14 protein-coding genes are annotated in these 15,234 nt (G+C 65.1%); 11 read left to right on the plus strand and 3 right to left on the minus strand.

The genetic code is table 11. The annotated features are described in order from the left end of the window. The first annotated feature begins 143 nt into the window (after positions 1-143). Together dnaJ and can are read left to right on the plus strand one after the other, a co-directional pair. A complete protein-coding gene (gene dnaJ / locus AC07VL_RS05330; protein ID WP_092796828.1) occupies positions 144-1,277 on the plus strand; it encodes a molecular chaperone DnaJ in 1,134 nt (377 codons plus the stop codon). Between the two features lie 138 nt (positions 1,278-1,415). After that, positions 1,416-2,087 carry a carbonate dehydratase gene (gene can / locus AC07VL_RS05335; protein ID WP_494804910.1) on the plus strand — a complete coding sequence of 224 codons (672 nt, stop codon included), beginning with the start codon at positions 1,416-1,418 and terminating at the stop codon, positions 2,085-2,087. Positions 2,088-2,105: 18 nt separating this feature from the next. Here the strand turns inward: can and AC07VL_RS05340 are convergent, their stop codons facing one another. After that, complete coding sequence (locus AC07VL_RS05340) at positions 2,106-2,591, minus strand: tetratricopeptide repeat protein (protein ID WP_494804911.1); 486 nt, start codon at positions 2,589-2,591, stop codon at positions 2,106-2,108. Between the two features lie 222 nt (positions 2,592-2,813). Here AC07VL_RS05340 and AC07VL_RS05345 point away from each other — a divergent pair, with 222 nt between their 5' ends. From AC07VL_RS05345 to AC07VL_RS05360, 4 genes are all read left to right on the plus strand, one after another. After that, on the plus strand, positions 2,814-3,698 hold the full coding sequence (locus tag AC07VL_RS05345) for a TauD/TfdA dioxygenase family protein (protein ID WP_494804912.1): 885 nt from the start codon (positions 2,814-2,816) through the stop codon (positions 3,696-3,698). A 95-nt stretch (positions 3,699-3,793) separates the two neighbouring features. After that, positions 3,794-4,750 (plus strand): ABC transporter substrate-binding protein, encoded by a 957-nt coding sequence (locus AC07VL_RS05350; RefSeq protein WP_494805068.1) that lies wholly within the window; start codon positions 3,794-3,796, stop codon positions 4,748-4,750. A 1-nt stretch (position 4,751) separates the two neighbouring features. Then, a complete protein-coding gene (locus tag AC07VL_RS05355) occupies positions 4,752-5,597 on the plus strand; it encodes an ABC transporter ATP-binding protein (RefSeq protein WP_494804913.1) in 846 nt (281 codons plus the stop codon). Then, positions 5,594-6,466, plus strand: a complete 873-nt coding sequence (locus AC07VL_RS05360) for an ABC transporter permease (RefSeq protein ID WP_494804914.1) — start codon at positions 5,594-5,596, stop codon at positions 6,464-6,466. Before AC07VL_RS05355 ends, AC07VL_RS05360 begins: the two co-directional genes overlap by 4 nt. Here AC07VL_RS05360 and AC07VL_RS05365 read toward each other — a convergent pair whose 3' ends face one another. Further along, positions 6,467-7,354: an HTH-type transcriptional regulator ArgP gene (locus AC07VL_RS05365; RefSeq protein WP_494804915.1), complete on the minus strand. Its 888-nt coding sequence runs from the start codon at positions 7,352-7,354 to the stop codon at positions 6,467-6,469. Positions 7,355-7,503: 149 nt separating this feature from the next. Here AC07VL_RS05365 and AC07VL_RS05370 point away from each other — a divergent pair, with 149 nt between their 5' ends. The 5 genes from AC07VL_RS05370 (at position 7,504) to AC07VL_RS05390 (ending at position 14,006) form a co-directional block, all read left to right on the plus strand. After that, positions 7,504-9,930 (plus strand): penicillin-binding protein 1A, encoded by a 2,427-nt coding sequence (locus tag AC07VL_RS05370; protein ID WP_494804916.1) that lies wholly within the window; start codon positions 7,504-7,506, stop codon positions 9,928-9,930. Between the two features lie 4 nt (positions 9,931-9,934). Continuing rightward, on the plus strand, positions 9,935-10,558 hold the full coding sequence (locus AC07VL_RS05375) for a trimeric intracellular cation channel family protein (protein WP_494804917.1): 624 nt from the start codon (positions 9,935-9,937) through the stop codon (positions 10,556-10,558). 94 nt (positions 10,559-10,652) lie between these two features. Continuing rightward, entirely contained in the window at positions 10,653-12,551 is a 1,899-nt protein-coding gene (locus AC07VL_RS05380) for a beta-propeller domain-containing protein (protein ID WP_494804918.1), read from the plus strand. A gap of 49 nt (positions 12,552-12,600) precedes the next feature. After that, positions 12,601-13,167, plus strand: coding sequence for a sigma-70 family RNA polymerase sigma factor (locus AC07VL_RS05385; protein ID WP_494804919.1), 567 nt, complete (start codon positions 12,601-12,603; stop codon positions 13,165-13,167). Beyond that, positions 13,164-14,006 carry a hypothetical protein gene (locus AC07VL_RS05390; protein ID WP_494804920.1) on the plus strand — a complete coding sequence of 281 codons (843 nt, stop codon included), beginning with the start codon at positions 13,164-13,166 and terminating at the stop codon, positions 14,004-14,006. Before AC07VL_RS05385 ends, AC07VL_RS05390 begins: the two co-directional genes overlap by 4 nt. A 4-nt stretch (positions 14,007-14,010) precedes the next feature. On the opposite strand, the gene AC07VL_RS05395 is transcribed toward AC07VL_RS05390, so the two are convergent. Continuing rightward, positions 14,011-15,156: an MFS transporter gene (locus tag AC07VL_RS05395; RefSeq protein WP_494804921.1), complete on the minus strand. Its 1,146-nt coding sequence runs from the start codon at positions 15,154-15,156 to the stop codon at positions 14,011-14,013. Positions 15,157-15,234: the final 78 nt, after the last annotated feature.

Genomic DNA, 15,234 nt, shown 5'->3' on the forward strand with positions numbered 1-15,234 from the left:
AACTGGGGGCAGCCGGGCTGAACGCTACATCGCGGGATTAGCCGCGAAGACCGGCCGAGCCGAGTCGTTGCCCAGTGCAGCACTCGACTCGGCTTTTTCGTGTAATTTTTACATCAGTAGATAGACTGCAAGGTGCCGACAACATGGCAAAGCGTGATTTTTACGAGACACTCGGTGTCGCAAAAAATGCTTCGGAAGAAGAGATCAAAAAGTCTTACCGTAAACTGGCGATGAAATACCATCCGGACCGCAATCCGGATAGCAAGGAATCGGAAGAAAAGTTTAAGGAAGTCAAAGAAGCCTACGAGATGCTGACCAATCCGGAAAAGCGCGATGCGTATGACCGTTACGGTCACGCCGGCGTGGACCCGAACATGGGCGGCGGGGGCGGCTTCGGCGGCGGTGCTGGCGGCTTTGCCGACAGCTTCGGCGATATCTTCGGCGACATCTTTGGCGGTGGCGGTGGACGTAGCCGCAATGCCGGTCCCCAGGTGTACCGTGGCGCCGATTTGCGTTACAACCTGGAAATTACACTGGAGCAAGCTGCGCACGGCTTCGACACGACCATCCGCGTGCCGAGCTGGGACAAGTGCGACACTTGCCACGGCAGCGGCGCCAAGCCGGGCACGTCGCCGACCACCTGCGGTACCTGCGGTGGCCACGGCCAGGTGCGCATGCAGCAAGGTTTCTTCAGCATCCAGCAAACCTGCCCGAAATGCCATGGCAGCGGCAAGGTCATCACCGACCCCTGCACGCCATGCGGCGGCGCCGGTCGCATCAAGCGCAACAAGACGCTGGAAGTGAAGATTCCAGTCGGTATCGACAACGGCATGCGTATCCGTTCGTCCGGCAACGGCGAACCGGGCACGAATGGCGGCCCGTCGGGCGACCTGTATGTGGAAATCCACATCAAGCCGCACGCCGTGTTCCAGCGCGAAGGCGACGACCTGCATTGCGAAATGCCGATTTCGTTCACCAAGGCAGCATTGGGCGGTGAAATCGAAGTGCCTACCCTGAACGGCAAGGTGTCGTTCACGATCCCGGAAGGTACCCAGTCGGGCAAGACCTTCCGCCTGAAAGGCAAGGGCATCAAGGGCGTGCGCTCCGGCTACGCGGGCGACCTGTTCTGCCACGTGGCCATCGAAACGCCCGTCAAACTGACGGAAAAACAGAAAGACCTGCTGCGCGAGTTCGAGAAATCGACGACCGAGGGCGGTGCCAAGCACAGCCCGCAGAGCAAGACCTGGAAAGACAAGGTCAAGGATTTTTTTGAATAAGCACACGTAATACCATGCGCCGGGATGCTGAAACATCCCGGCGTTTTTTTACCCAGCTTGCTTCAGCATCTGCGCGCATCGCAGCCTAACGCACGCGATCGGCGCGCTGTTCAACCGAAATTACCTTATGGGAGCGATATGACCGAACCGAAAAATGGCCTGGCCCTGGCGGAACTGCTGCAGCGTAACCGCCGCTGGGCCGACTCGATGGTGGCGAAAGACCCGAACTTCTTCAAGAACCTGGAAGCGCAAACCTCGCCCGAATACCTGTGGATCGGCTGTTCCGACAGCCGCGTGCCCGCCAACGAACTGCTGGGCATGGCGCCTGGCGACGTGTTTGTGCACCGTAATATTGCCAACGTGGTCGTGCATTCCGACCTGAACTGCCTTTCCGTCCTGCAATTTGCCGTGGACGTGCTGAAAGTCAAACATGTCATCATCGTCGGCCATTACGGCTGCAAGGGCGTGCATGCGGCCATGACGGGCACGCGCATCGGCCTGGTCGACAACTGGCTGCGCCACGTGCAGGACGTGGGCCAGAAGCACGAACGCTACCTGGGCGACGTGCTGACCAGCCGCCAGCGCGGCGACCGCCTGTGCGAACTGAACGTGGTGGAACAGGTCTTGAACGTGTGCCAGACCACCGTCGTGCAGGATGCGTGGGAACGGGGCCAGGAACTCAGCGTCCATGGCTGGGTGTATGGCTTGAAGGATGGCTTGCTGAACGACCTGGAAGTGACGGTCACGGCCGGCCACGAACTGGCGCCGCGCATGGCGGCCCGCCTGGCCCGCTACGAAGCGACGGCATAAGCCACGCTGGCACGGCGCTTACGGCGCGGTGCCTTCCAGGCGGTCCAGGTACTCGGCCGCCTCCCGCACGCCTTCCTGCGCCGCCTGGCGCAGCCAGGTCTTGGCCTGGGGAAGATCCCGGGGCGTGCCCCGGCCTTCGGCCAGCGCCACGCCATAGTGGTAGCGCGCCAGCCGCGCATAGGCGGCGTCATCATTCGTATGGGCGCCGCGCCGCATCAGCGCCGTCGCCTGCACCAGGTCTCTGGGCACGCCTATGCCCGTTTCATACAGCTGGGCCAGCCAAATCATCGAATACACATCGTTCCAGCGCCGGATGCAGTCTTCAAAGATCGCCACGGCCGCCGCATGGTCGCCCGTCTTGTCGGCCGCGTAGCCGTACAGACACTTGATGCGTTTGTCGCTGTGGACATAGGCCTTGTAGCTGAGATCGCCTTCATCCTGGCTATCCTGGGCCTGGGCGGGAGTGGCGAGCAGCAAGGCGAGCAAGAGGGCGATAGCGGGCATGGCGTTCCTGTCTAGGCGTTGAAAATGAATGGATAAGCAAGTTGCGTGCTAGCCCAGCCCCGGGGCAAGCCCTGTCCTGGCGCATTGCAGCTGTACCATTGTGTGACAGGCGCCGTTGCTTGCTGGCGCAACGCCTTGCGCATATGGATATCGGAAATGCTTCGTTTGCAAGGCGCGCAGGCGGGCATACAGTGGACTTCCCCTGACTATTTGCGAATTCTTATGTCGGCCGTCCTGAAACCCGCGCATTCCGCTAGTCATTTCCGTATCGAAACGTTCGATGCCCCGCTGGGCGCGCAAGTGCTGGGGCTGGACCTGGCGCAGCCGCTGTCTCTCGGCGATTTCCAGCGCCTGCACCACGCCCACCTCGACCATCATGTGCTGGTGTTCCGCGCGCAGCACATCACGCCGCGGCAGCAGGTCGAATTCAGCCGCCGCTTCGGTCCCCTGCAAATCCACGTGCTGCGCCAGTTCCAGCTGCCTTCGCAGCCGGAAGTGCTGATCATTTCGAACATCGTCGAGGATGGCCAACCCATCGGCCTCGGTGACGCGGGCCATTTCTGGCATTCGGACCTGTCGTACAAGGAAGTACCCAGTCTCGGCTCCATGCTGCACGCGCAAGAGTTGCCGGACGAGGGCGGCGATACCGTGTTTGCCAACATGCACCTGGCGTGGGAAAGCTTGCCGGCCGCGCTGCGCCATGCCGTGCGCGGCGCGCGTGCCGAGCACAGCTATTTGAGCCAGTATGAGGAATTGCGCCGCCGCAATCCGTGGCGTCCCGCCCTGACGCAGGCGCAGATCGATGAAGTCAAGCCCGCCATCCATCCCGTCGTGCGCGTGCACCCGGAAACGGGACGCCGCGCCCTGTTCGTCAGCGAGCACTTCACCACGCGCATCGTTGGCTTGCCCGACGATGAAAGCCGTGCCGTGCTCGACGAACTGTTTGCCCACAGCGTGCGCCCCGAACACCTGTATGTGCACCGCTGGCAGCCGCACGACCTGGTGTTCTGGGACAACCGCTCCCTGATGCACCTGGCGACGGGTTGCCCTTCCGACCAGCGCCGCAAGTTGTATCGCACGACCATCGAAGGCGATGCGCCGTACTGATTTTGACTGTTGATCTGACCCAAGGAGTGTCCATGTTGCCGATCTTGACCTTTGCCCGCCCGCGCCGCCTGCTCGCCGCCATCGTCCTGCTGTGCATGGCGATGCCCATGGCCCGGGCCGAAGGACAGATCCGCATCGCGGGCCAGCATGGCATCACTTTTCTTTTGCTCAATATTGCGCAGGAACAGAAACTGATCGAAAAGCATGGCAAGCAGCAGGGCGTCGATGTGAAAGTCGAGTGGATCACCCTGTCCGGCGGGCCCGCCATCAACGATGCCTTGTTGTCGGGCAATATCGATATCGCCGGCGCAGGCCTGGGGCCGCTGCTGACCATCTGGGACCGCACGAAAGGCCGGCAGAACGTGCGCGGCGTGGCCTCGCTGGGCAATTTTCCCTACTATTTGATCAGCAACAACCCGAAGGTGAAAACCCTGGCGGACTTCACGGACAAGGACCGCATCGCCTTGCCCGCCGTGTCCGTCTCCGTGCAGGCGCGCATCCTGCAGATGGCCGTGGCGAAACAGTGGGGCGACAAGGAGTTTGCCCGGCTCGACAAGATCACGCAAACCTTGCCGCATCCGGACGCGGCCGCCGCCATCATCGCCGGCGGCACGGAATTGAGCGGCCATTTCGGTAACTCTCCGTTCCAGGAACAGGAACTGGCGCAAAATCCGAACGCGCACATCGTGCTCGATTCCTACACGGTGCAGGGCGGGCCCAGCTCGTCTACCCTGCTGTACGCGACGGAGAAATACCGCAAGGACAATCCCAAGACGTACCGCGCCTTCATTGCCGCCCTGGCGGAAGCGGCGCAATATGCGAGCAGCAACCCGCAGGGTGCGGCCGACATCTATATCAAGGTCAACAAGAGTAAGGTGGACCGCAACCTGCTGCTGAAAATCTTTGCCAATCCACAAGTGCAATTCAAGATCGCCCCGCAAAATACCTATGGCCTAGCGCAGTTTTTGCACCGCGTGAGCGCCATCCGCAACCTGCCCGACAGCTGGCGCGATTATTTCTTTGAAGACCCTGCCATCACGCAAGGGAGCTGACATGCACGCGCCCGCCTTTCACCTGGTACGTCCTCCGGCCACGTTAGAACCATTGCTCAGCGTAAAGCATGTCAGCCTGGAATACCGGACGGAACAGCGTACCGTGCGCGCCACGCACGACGTCAGTTTCGATGTCTTCCGGGGCGACCGTTTCGTCTTGCTGGGTCCATCGGGCTGCGGCAAGTCGTCCCTGCTGAAAGCCGTAGCCGGCTTCATCGCCCCGCGCGCGGGCAGCATCGCCATGCAGGCGAAAATCATCACAAAGCCGGGGCCGGAGCGTGTCGTCGTGTTCCAGGAATTCGACCAGTTGCCGCCATGGAAGACCGTGTTGGAAAACGTCATGTTCCCCTTGCTGGCCAGCAAGCGACTGGACAAGCAGGCGGCCCGCGAGCGCGCCCATCACTGGATCGCCAAGGTGGGTCTGGCCGGCTTCGAGGATGCGCATCCGCATACCTTGTCGGGTGGCATGAAGCAGCGGGTAGCCATCGCCCGCGCCCTGGCCATGCAGCCGGAAGTGCTGCTGATGGACGAACCGTTCGCCGCCCTCGACGCCTTGACGCGGCGCAAGATGCAGGAAGAGTTGAGCCGCCTGTGGCAGGAGCTGCGTTTTACCCTCGTCTTCGTCACGCATTCGATCGAGGAAGCGCTGGTGGTGGGCAACCGCATCCTGCTGCTGTCGCCCCATCCGGGCAGGGTGCGCGCTGAACTCAACAGCCATCAGTTCGGCTTGCACAGCGCGGGCAGCGCAGAATTCCAGGCTGCCAGCCAGCGCATCCACGGCTTGCTGTTCGACGAGGACGCCGTGGCCATCCCGCCGGCACAGACCACGCTCAGGGAGGCCGTATGAGCGTGTTGCTGGAGCCGCCGATCCGCCAGGAGTTCGTCTATGCGGCGCCGCCGCCGGCCGGCGTGGCCGCCGAACGGCCGCTGTCGCGCTGGCAGCGCCTGGGCCAGCATGCGCTGTGGCGCAAGGTCCTTATTTTGCTCAGCCTGGCCCTGCTGTGGGAAGGGGCGGCGCGCTGGACGCACAACGACCTCCTCTTGCCCGGCTTCCTGCCGACGGCGCAGGCCTTTATCGACGGCATCGCCAGCGGCGAGTTGCTCACGCGCACGGCCGCGTCCCTCACCGTCTTGCTGCAAGGCTACGCGGTGGGCGTGCTGGCTGCCTTCGTGCTGACCTTGCTGGCCGTGTCCAGTCGCCTGGGGCGCGACGTGCTGGAAACCTTGACGGCCATGCTCAATCCCTTGCCCGCCATCGCCCTGCTGCCGCTGGCCCTGCTGTGGTTCGGCCTGGGACGGGCCAGCTTGATCTTTGTCATCGTCCATTCCGTCATGTGGCCGTTGGCCCTGAACACGTACGCGGGCTTCCAGGGCGTGCCGGACACCCTGCGCATGGCGGGCCGCAACTATGGGCTGAACGGCCTGCGCCTGGTGCCGCACATCCTCGTGCCGGGCGCCTTGCCGTCCATCGTCTCGGGCCTGAAGATCGGCTGGGCCTTTGCCTGGCGCACCCTGATCGCGGCCGAGCTGGTGTTCGGCACCACGTCGGGGCAGGGCGGCCTGGGCTGGTATATCTTCCAGAACCGCAACGAGCTGTACACGGACAAGGTCTTCGCGGGCCTGGCAGCCGTCATCGTCATCGGTTTAATCGTGGAAAACCTTGGCTTTCGCAGCCTGGAGCGCGTGACTCTGAAACGCTGGGGCATGCAGCGGTAGTTACTTCAGCATGCTGCGCGCCGCCGCGATGATCTGCCGCGACAGCTGCTCCAGCCGCGGCGACTGCACCTTCCATGTGTGCCAGTACAGGGCCACGTCGGCCGGCGTCTTGGGCGTGAGCATTTCCACCAGTTCGCCATCCGTGTTCGCCTTCAGCAGCAACTCGGGCACCATGCCGTAGCCGAGGCCATAGCGGATGGCGTTGAAGTGCGAGGTGGCACCGGGCACGTAATGGCAGGGGTAGGCCCCTTCGGGCAAGCCCAGCGCCTCCTGCAGGTACGACGACTGCAAGGTGTCCTTGCGCGTGTAGGCGACGACGGGCGCCGTGCGCGCCGCCTTGCGCGTCAGGCCGTGCGGGAACCACTGCTGGCGGAACGCGGGCGTGGCGACCAGCCAGTAGCGCATCACGCCCAGCGGCTCGGCCGTGCAGCCGCGCATGGGTTTCGCTTCCGTGCTGATGCAGCCGATGGCCATGCCCGTCTCCAGCAAGGTATAGGTATGGTCCTGGTCTTCCACGGTCAGGTCCAGCAGCACGCGCTCGCGGATCAGCACCTCGGACAGGGCAGGGAAGAACCACGTGCCCATCGAATCGGCGTTCAGCGCCAGCACCAGGGTCAGCGGGGCATCCTGCTGCACCGCCAGTTCCGCTTCCAGGTCCGCCTCCAGCAGCTTGGCCCGTTTCAGGTACTGCATCAGGCGCTGGCCCATGCGCGTGGCGCGCGCGGGACGGCTGCGCACGACCAGGGCATTGCCCAGCTGGCTTTCCAGCGCCCGCACGCGCTGCGAAATGGCGGGCGAGGTCAGGTGCAGCTGCAGCGCCGCCTGCTCGAAGCTGCCCGTTTCGACGACGGCGCGGAACGCTTCCGTGTGCTTGGGATTCAGGTTCATGGTGCGTGTCTAACATAAGAAAAATTTATCAATACTAAATAATACTTACTTTTCATAAGGATGGGTGTGTTGCAGTGCACAATACTTCTTTGATGGAGTGCCGCGTACGCGTATGCAGCGCGGCCTCCTGGCAGCAAGGGAGTCACCTCATGGAAGCACAAGCGCAAGATACAAAGCCCCGCAAGCCGCCGTCGACGCTGGCGCGCAAGCTGAAATTCGGCCTGGGACTGACTCTGGGACTGGGCTTGTCCGCCGCGCTGGCGGGCGGCTACTGGCTGCGCCAGGCATGGCAGGATTTGCCGCCGGTCGAACACCTGGCCCAGTACAAGCCCGCGCTGCCGCTGCGGATACTCTCCAGCGAAGGCGAGCTGCTGGCCGAATACGGCGAAGAGCGCCGCGAATTCCTGCCCCTGAAGGAGATCCCGCTGCGCATGCGCCAGGCGCTGCTGGCCATCGAGGATGCGCGCTTCTACGAGCACGGCGCCGTGGACTTTTACGGCTTGACGCGCGCCACCCTGGCCAACGTCGTCACGGGCCACCACGCGCAGGGCGCCAGTACCATCACCATGCAGGTGGCGCGCGACTTCTTCCTGTCGCGCGAAAAGACCGTGCAGCGCAAGCTGACGGAGATGCTGCTCGCCTACAAGCTGGAACAGCACTACGGCAAGGACAAGCTGCTGGAGCTGTACATGAACCAGATCTACCTGGGCGAGCGCTCCTACGGCTTTTCCGCCGCCTCGAACATCTATTTTGACAAGCCGCTGGCGGAAGTGAGTATCGCCGAAGCGGCCATGCTGGCCGGCCTGCCGAAAGCGCCGTCGGCCTACAACCCCGTCGCCAATCCGCAGCGCGCCACCGTGCGCCAGCACTATATCTTGCAGCGCATGCGCGAACTGGGCTACATCACGCCGGCCGAATACGATGCGGCTGTGGCGGAAAAGCTGGCCCTGAACAAGGACCGCAACAGCTCCGTGCATGCGGCCGCGTATGCGGTCGAGGAAGCGCGTCAATTGATCCTGCAAAGCTATCCGGAAGGTGCCTACAGCATGGGCCTGGACGTGACGACGACCATCCGCATGGCGCCGCAAATCGCGGCCGACAAGGCGCTGCGCGATGGCTTGCTGAATGCGCAGGCGCGGCGCGGCTACCGCGGCCCGGAAGCGCGCCTGGCCGCCTCGGAAGACAGCGTGGCGCGCCAGCTGGCCGCCTACCCGGACAGCGGCGAACTGCGCGCCGCGCTCGTGCGCAAGGTGGTGACCACCGGCGCGCGCCAGGTCACGGCGCAGCTGCGCAATGGCGACGAGATCGTGCTCACGGCCTCGGATGCGCGCCTGGGCGCCAAGTTGACGCTCGACGGCAAGCGCGCCATCGTGGAAAACAGTGTCATCCGCGTGGTGCACGACGCGGCGAAAAACCGCTGGCTGGTGAGCCAGCTGCCGGAAATGGAAGGCGCGCTCATTTCCGTCGAGGCGCACAGCGGTGAGATCGTCGCCATGGCGGGCGGCTTCGATTTCTACCGCAACCACTACAACCACGCTATGCAGGCCTACCGCCAGCCCGGCTCCAGCTTCAAGCCTTTCGTGTATTCGGCGGCGCTGGAAAAGGGATACTTTCCCGGCACGTCAGTCGATGACACGCAGCGCCTGCTGCTGCCGCAGGAAACGGGCGCGCAGCCGTGGCGCCCGCGCAATTACGGCAACAACTACGAAGGCTTCATCAGCGTGCGGCGCGGCCTGGTGCGCTCGAAAAACCTGGTGGCCGTCAGCCTGATGCAGGCGGCCGGACCCGGCTACGTGCAGCACTACGCCACGCGCTTCGGCTTCGAGGGCGCGCGCAATCCCGTCTCCCTGCCGCTGGCGCTGGGGGCGGGCGCCGTCACGCCGCTGCAGCTGGCGCAGTCCTATTCTGTGTTCGCCAACGGCGGCGTGCAGATGCCGCCAAAGCTGATCAAGGAAGTGCGCAGCCGCAGCGGCGCGGTGCTGTTTTCCGATGCGGCGCCACGCGCCAAAGGGGGCACGCAGGTCATCTCCACGCGCAATGCCTACGTCATGGACAGCATGCTGCGCGACGTCGTCAAGAGCGGCACGGGGCGCGGCGCGCTGGCGCTGGGACGCGGTGACGCGGCCGGCAAGACGGGCACCTCGAACAATGCGTACGACGCCTGGTTCGCCGGCTATTCCTCCGGCCTCGTCTCCGTCGTGTGGCTGGGCTACGACCAGCCCAAGAGCCTGGGCAACGCTACCGGGGGAACCCTGGCGCTGCCCGTCTGGCGCGATTACATGCAGGTGGCCGTGCAGGGCCGCCGCGAACAGGTGCTGGCCGAACCGCCAGGCCTGGCCCTGCTCGATGGCGACTACGTGTACGCCGAGTACCTGGCCGGCGACTGCCTGCAGGATAACTTCGCCTTTATCCACAGCAGCGTCAGCTGCGCCAGCGGCGGAGCGGATACGCGTATGGCATACGGTGACGCTGGCGCTGGTGGCAACGGCGGCTCCAGCACAACCACGAGCGAGGCGCGCACCTTGAGCGAAGCACGCGAACGCGAACAAATTCTCAAATCATTTTTGGAAGAGTAAGACCATGCTGTTATATACGATTTACCTGGTGGCGATCGTCGCCGAAGCGATGTCCGGCGCCATCATGGGCATGCGGCGCGGCATGGATTTATTCGGCATCTGCATGATCGGCACCGTCACGGCGCTCGGCGGCGGCACCATCCGCGACGTGCTGCTGGGCCACTATCCGCTGGGCTGGATCGCGCATCCCGAATACCTGCTGTTTACGGTGGGCGCCGCCGTCGTCACGGCCGTGGTGGCGCGCTACCTGCACCATTTGCGCACGGTGTTCCTGCTGGTCGACGGCCTGGGGCTGGTGGCGTTTTGCGTGATCGGCTGCGACATCGCCATGTCGGCCAAAATGCACCCGGCCATCGTCGTGCTGGCGGGGATGATCACGGGCGTCTTTGGCGGCCTGCTGCGCGATATCCTGTGCAACCAGATTCCGCTGGTCCTGCAGCGCGAAGTGTATGCCACCGTGGCCCTGTTTACGGGCAGCCTGTACGTGGCCCTGCTGTACTTCAAGGTAGACAGTTCGGTGGCGCAACTGGCGTCCATCGGCGCCGGCTTCCTGTTCCGCTTCCTGGCCTTGCATTTCGAGTGGCGCCTGCCGAATTTTAACGGCGACCGCATCCGGGGTTTCGAGTAGCGATAGCTGCGCGACTATTTTTATGCGCATGTAACCCCTTTTTCTCCGCTGCTGCGTTTCATGTTGGACACCCTAGCCAACCGGAGAAGAAGCGATGTCCAGCGCCCTCAAGATCACCGTGATACTGTCCTTGCTGCTGTCGGCAGGCAGCCATGCCGCCGGCACGGCGCCGCGCAAGACCCTGGTGCCGTTCTCCAGCGAGCAGGCGCTGGCCAGCTATCTGCAGCAGTTGCAGGCGCGCCAGGAGGCGCTGCTGCTGAAGCAGCAGAAACTGCAGCGTGCCACGGCGCAGTCGCAGTATATGGCGGCGCCGCCAGCACCGCCAGCCGCGCCGGCGCCGATGGCGGAAGCGGCGGCAAAATCGGCGGATGCTGCCGAATCGGTCACCAACACGCAGACGGCGGGCGTGGACGAAGGGGGCATCGTCAAGCTGCATGGCAAGCACCTGGTGATGCTCCGGCGCGGCAAGCTGTTCACCGTGCAGGTGGGGGGCAACGCCCTGCAGCTCATGTCTTCGCTCGACGCGTACGCGCCGGGCAGCGACCCGTCGGGCAGCTGGTACGACGAGATGCTGATCGATGGGGACACGGTGGTGGTGATCGGCTACAGCTACAGCCGGGGCGGCACGGAGATCGGCCTGTTCGACATCCACGCGGACGGCAAGCTGGCCTACCGTTCCACGTATCACCTGCGCTCGAATGATTACTACTCTTCGCGCAATTACGCCAGCCGCCTGATCGGCAGCAAGCTGGTGTTTTACTCTCCTTTGTCGCTCGATTTACGCCGGGGTGACCCGTTCGGCGGCTTTCCCGCCCTGCGCCGCTGGCGTCCCGACGCCGTGCCGTCCGACTTCAAGCGTATCGCCCCGGCCACGCGCATCTACCGCACCGATGAAGAGCCCGAACCGGGCTTTGGTCTGACCCTGCATACGGTCACCGTGTGCGACCTGGCGCAGCGCGACATGCGCTGCGAAGCGACGGCCGTAATGGGGCCGCAGGGGCGCGTGTTTTATGTCTCGGGCGAATCCGTTTTCGTGTGGACCACGCGCCGGGGCAGCGACTCGGGCGTGTTCCGCATTCCCCTCGACGGCTCGGCGCCCAGCGCCCTGAAGGTGGCGGGGGCGCCCGTCGACCAGTTCTCTTTCCTGGAAAGCATGGATGGCCACCTGAACGTCCTGCTGCGCGCCGAGGGCCAGGGCGACGCCATGTGGGATGGTGCGCGGGGTCGGGGCGACATGGCCCTGCTGCGCGTGCCATTGGCGTCGTTTTCCGATGGCCGCGACAGCGCGCCGGCCGGCAGCTACCGGCCGCTGCCCGGCGGTGGCGGCTACGGCTTGCAGAACCGCTATGTGGGGTCATATCTGTTGTACGGCAATCCGGGCAATGCCGGGCGCCGCGAGGCCGACCAGGCATGGCCGCGCCAGCCCCTGTATGCCGTGCGCTGGGCCGATGCGGGCGGCAGCGTGCAATCCTTGTCGCTGCCGCACGGCGTGGAACGTATCGAAGCGCTGGGCAATGACGCCGTGGTGATCGGCGCGCAGGGCAGGGAGCTGCATTTCAGCAGCATCCGCCTGGGGGCACAGGCGGCGATCGCCGCGCGCTATATCCGCGCCGATGCGGCGCAGGGCGAGTCGCGCAGCCACGGCTTTTTCTACAAGCCGCAAACGGCCGGCGAGGGCCTGCTCGGCCTGCCCATCCTGGGCGCGGACGAACGGCCTGGCTTGAACCGCTCTTCCGCCTCTGTCCTCTATCTGCGCAACAGCGGCTTGACATTGACGGAGCTGGGCGCGCTGGCGGCGCGGCCCGGACAGCCCCTGGACGACGGCTGCCGCGCGTCCTGCGTGGACTGGTATGGCAATGCGCGTCCTTTGTTCCTGCAGGGCCGCGTCTTCGCCCTGCTGGGCTATGAACTGGTGGAAGGGGCGCTCAGGGATGGACAGATCCGCGAAGTGCGCCGCGTCAGCTATGCGCCCATCGCCTCCACTTTACGCTGAAGGCGCAGGGAAATTGTCGCTGCCGTGCAGTTCGGCTACACTGCTTCGCATGCCCGACACTTTATTGACCGCCACGGATGAAGAGCTGATGCTGCGCTACGGCGCCGGCGACCTGCCGTCGTTTCGCGAATTGTACCGGCGTCATAGCCAGGGCCTGTACCGCTTCGTGGCCTGGCGTTCGCCGCGCCGCGCGTGGGTCGACGAGATCGTGCAGGATGCCTGGGCCAGCCTGCATGCGGCGCGCGCCGGCTACCAGCCCCAATCGGCGTTTCGCACCTATCTGTACCAGATCGCGCGCAACCGCCTGATCGACTTGCTGCGCCAGCGCCAGGCACAGGAACACGACGAAGCGGGCGAACTGGCGGACGAAATCGCCTCGCCGCAGCAGTCGCTGGAGCAGAAGCAGCAGCACGCGCGGCTGCATGCGGCCATCGCCGCGCTGCCGGTGGAACAGAAGGAGGCGCTGGTGCTGCAGCAGTTCAGCGGCATGAGCATCCAGGATATCGCCGTGGTGACGGGGGCGGAAGCGGAAACCGTCAAGAGCCGGCTGCGCTACGCCATGCAGAAATTGCGCGCCCAGCTCGATGGCGCGCCAGGCACGGGAGGGCAGGCATGACTACGCACGACGAACACCAGAATCACGAACCCGAGGACGTGGAGTTGAAGGCGTTGCTGGCCAGCCTGCCGCAGCCTGCGCCATCGAGCGCGCTGGACGCGGCCATCCTCGCCGACGCGGAAAAAGCCTTGCGCCAGCCGGCAGCGGCCAACGACAGTGCCGACGGCGTGCTGCGTACCCTGCCGGTAAAAAAGACGCCCGACTATCTGCAGCGCTGGCGCATTCCGCTGGGGCTGGCCGCGGCCGTGCTGTTGACGGTAAACCTGATCGGCGTGGACTGGTTCGGTTCGAAGCCGGCGCAATTTCCCGTGGTCGGCGAACCTGCCACGCCGGAGGTGATGCCCGCGCCTGCTGTCACGGCATCTGCCCCGCCGCTGGCCGCTGACGCGGCGCCGCAGCCAGCACCGTTGCCCGCGGCGCCGGCACCGCGCGCGCTGGCCAAGATGGCGCCCAGTCCGGCGGTGCAGGCTGAGCCGTCGCCGGTGCCTGCCTTGCGGCCGGAGCCCCGGCTGACGGCGACGGTACCCTTTGCCCCTCCTGCACCGCCGCCCCCGTCGGCGCCTGCCGCGGCGATGGAGCGGCCCATGCAGGCCGAATCGAGCCTGCAGCGCCAGGCGCCCGTGCAGCGCGCGCTGGCCATGCCAACTCCCGTGGCGGCACGCGCCGCGCCGCTGCCGCCGTCGGCAAAATTGGATGCCTCCGTGTGGCTGGTGAAGATCGACGCCTTGCTCAAGGCGGGCGAAGGCACGCTGGCGCAGGAGGAATGGACGGCCTTCCGGCAGGCGTATCCAGACTACCCGGTGGCCGAGGAGCTGCGGCAGCGGCTGGAAAAGAAATAGCGCGTTACACGATCCCCTTCCTGCGTTCCCACACGGCGCTGCCGACGAAAATGGCGGCGCACACCCACATCACGGCCGGTAGGGCGTTTACGCCCGCCGATTGCATCAGGACGCCCGTCAGCAGGGGGCCGCCGCCGCTGGTCACGCCCCAGGTGGCGTTGACGATGGCGCTGGCGCTGGTCAGCGACAGCCCCGTAAACCGCTCGCCGCAGGCCACCAGGGCCAGCATGTAGATGCCGCCCGCCGCCGCGCCCAGCAACAGCAGCAAGGTCCACCACAGCCACGGCGTGCCGACGGCGAACGGCAGCAGCGGCAGCAGCAGGCAGACGGCCACGCCGCAGCCCGCGTGGACCCTGGCGCGGCCGAAGCGGTCGGCCATCCAGCCCAGCGCGAATTGCAGGCCCGTGTCGCCCACCAGCACCACGGTGGCCGACAGCAGGGCTAGGTCCGTGCCGATGCCGTGCTCCATCGCATACAGCGGCAGCAAGCTCAATGCCAGCGTGTCGAACAGGGCGAAGAAGGCGGCGCCGAGCACGATCATCGGCATGCGCGGCAGGATCAGGGGCCATTTCACGCCGTGTTCTTCCGGCTCCTTTTCCGGGCCGCTGTTCGAGATCAGCATCAGGCCCGGCACGGCCAGCAAAAACAGCAGGCCGCAGGCGGCGAAGCTCCACGCAATCTTGTCGTTGAAGAGGGCCACGAGGGCGGGGCCGATCAGCTGGAAGAAGGTAAAACTGGTGGTGTACATGGCCACCACGCGGCCGCGCGAATTGTCGGGCGCCAGGCGGTTGACCCATGCTTCGCCGATGGTAAACAGCACGCCCATGGCGCCGCCGAAGAGGAAACGCAACACGCTCCACGCCAGCAGGTGGTCGCTGAACTGCATGGCGATCGTCGCCAGCGAGGCCACCCAGACGGCGCCCAGCATGGTGGCGCGCGCGCCGAAACGCCCCACCCAGCCCGAGACGAACGGCGAGGCGGCCAGGATGCCGAGGGCGCTGACGGCCGTGATCATGCCGATGATGTCCGTGCCCACGCCGCGCTGGTGCAGGGTCAATGCGGTGAGCGGCATGGTGGCGCCCAGTCCCAGGCCGACCACGCCGATGCTGACCACGAGGGCGAAGAAGTCGCGCCACGGCATGTGCTTCATGGCTGCCCCCGCACGGTGGAAAAGGTGTTCGGGAGAGCGGAAAAGCGGTGTGGATGCATGGGAAAGTAGGCAACTGTG

Source organism: Janthinobacterium sp. GW821-FHT03C08 (assembly GCF_059420905.1).

Excerpts from the sequence above, each read along its gene's own strand:
- AC07VL_RS05365 (WP_494804915.1), bottom strand. The coding sequence starts at position 7,354 with ATGAACCTGAATCCCAAGCACACGGAAGCGTTCCGCGCCGTCGTCGAA.
- AC07VL_RS05355 (WP_494804913.1), top strand. The coding sequence starts at position 4,752 with ATGCACGCGCCCGCCTTTCACCTGGTACGTCCTCCGGCCACGTTAGAA.
- AC07VL_RS05350 (WP_494805068.1), top strand. The coding sequence starts at position 3,794 with ATGGCGATGCCCATGGCCCGGGCCGAAGGACAGATCCGCATCGCGGGC.
- AC07VL_RS05375 (WP_494804917.1), top strand. The coding sequence starts at position 9,935 with ATGCTGTTATATACGATTTACCTGGTGGCGATCGTCGCCGAAGCGATG.
- AC07VL_RS05380 (WP_494804918.1), top strand. The coding sequence starts at position 10,653 with ATGTCCAGCGCCCTCAAGATCACCGTGATACTGTCCTTGCTGCTGTCG.
- dnaJ (WP_092796828.1), top strand. The coding sequence starts at position 144 with ATGGCAAAGCGTGATTTTTACGAGACACTCGGTGTCGCAAAAAATGCT.
- can (WP_494804910.1), top strand. The coding sequence starts at position 1,416 with ATGACCGAACCGAAAAATGGCCTGGCCCTGGCGGAACTGCTGCAGCGT.
- AC07VL_RS05390 (WP_494804920.1), top strand. The coding sequence starts at position 13,164 with ATGACTACGCACGACGAACACCAGAATCACGAACCCGAGGACGTGGAG.
- AC07VL_RS05370 (WP_494804916.1), top strand. The coding sequence starts at position 7,504 with ATGGAAGCACAAGCGCAAGATACAAAGCCCCGCAAGCCGCCGTCGACG.
- AC07VL_RS05340 (WP_494804911.1), bottom strand. The coding sequence starts at position 2,591 with ATGCCCGCTATCGCCCTCTTGCTCGCCTTGCTGCTCGCCACTCCCGCC.
- AC07VL_RS05345 (WP_494804912.1), top strand. The coding sequence starts at position 2,814 with ATGTCGGCCGTCCTGAAACCCGCGCATTCCGCTAGTCATTTCCGTATC.
- AC07VL_RS05385 (WP_494804919.1), top strand. The coding sequence starts at position 12,601 with ATGCCCGACACTTTATTGACCGCCACGGATGAAGAGCTGATGCTGCGC.
- AC07VL_RS05395 (WP_494804921.1), bottom strand. The coding sequence starts at position 15,156 with ATGAAGCACATGCCGTGGCGCGACTTCTTCGCCCTCGTGGTCAGCATC.
- AC07VL_RS05360 (WP_494804914.1), top strand. The coding sequence starts at position 5,594 with ATGAGCGTGTTGCTGGAGCCGCCGATCCGCCAGGAGTTCGTCTATGCG.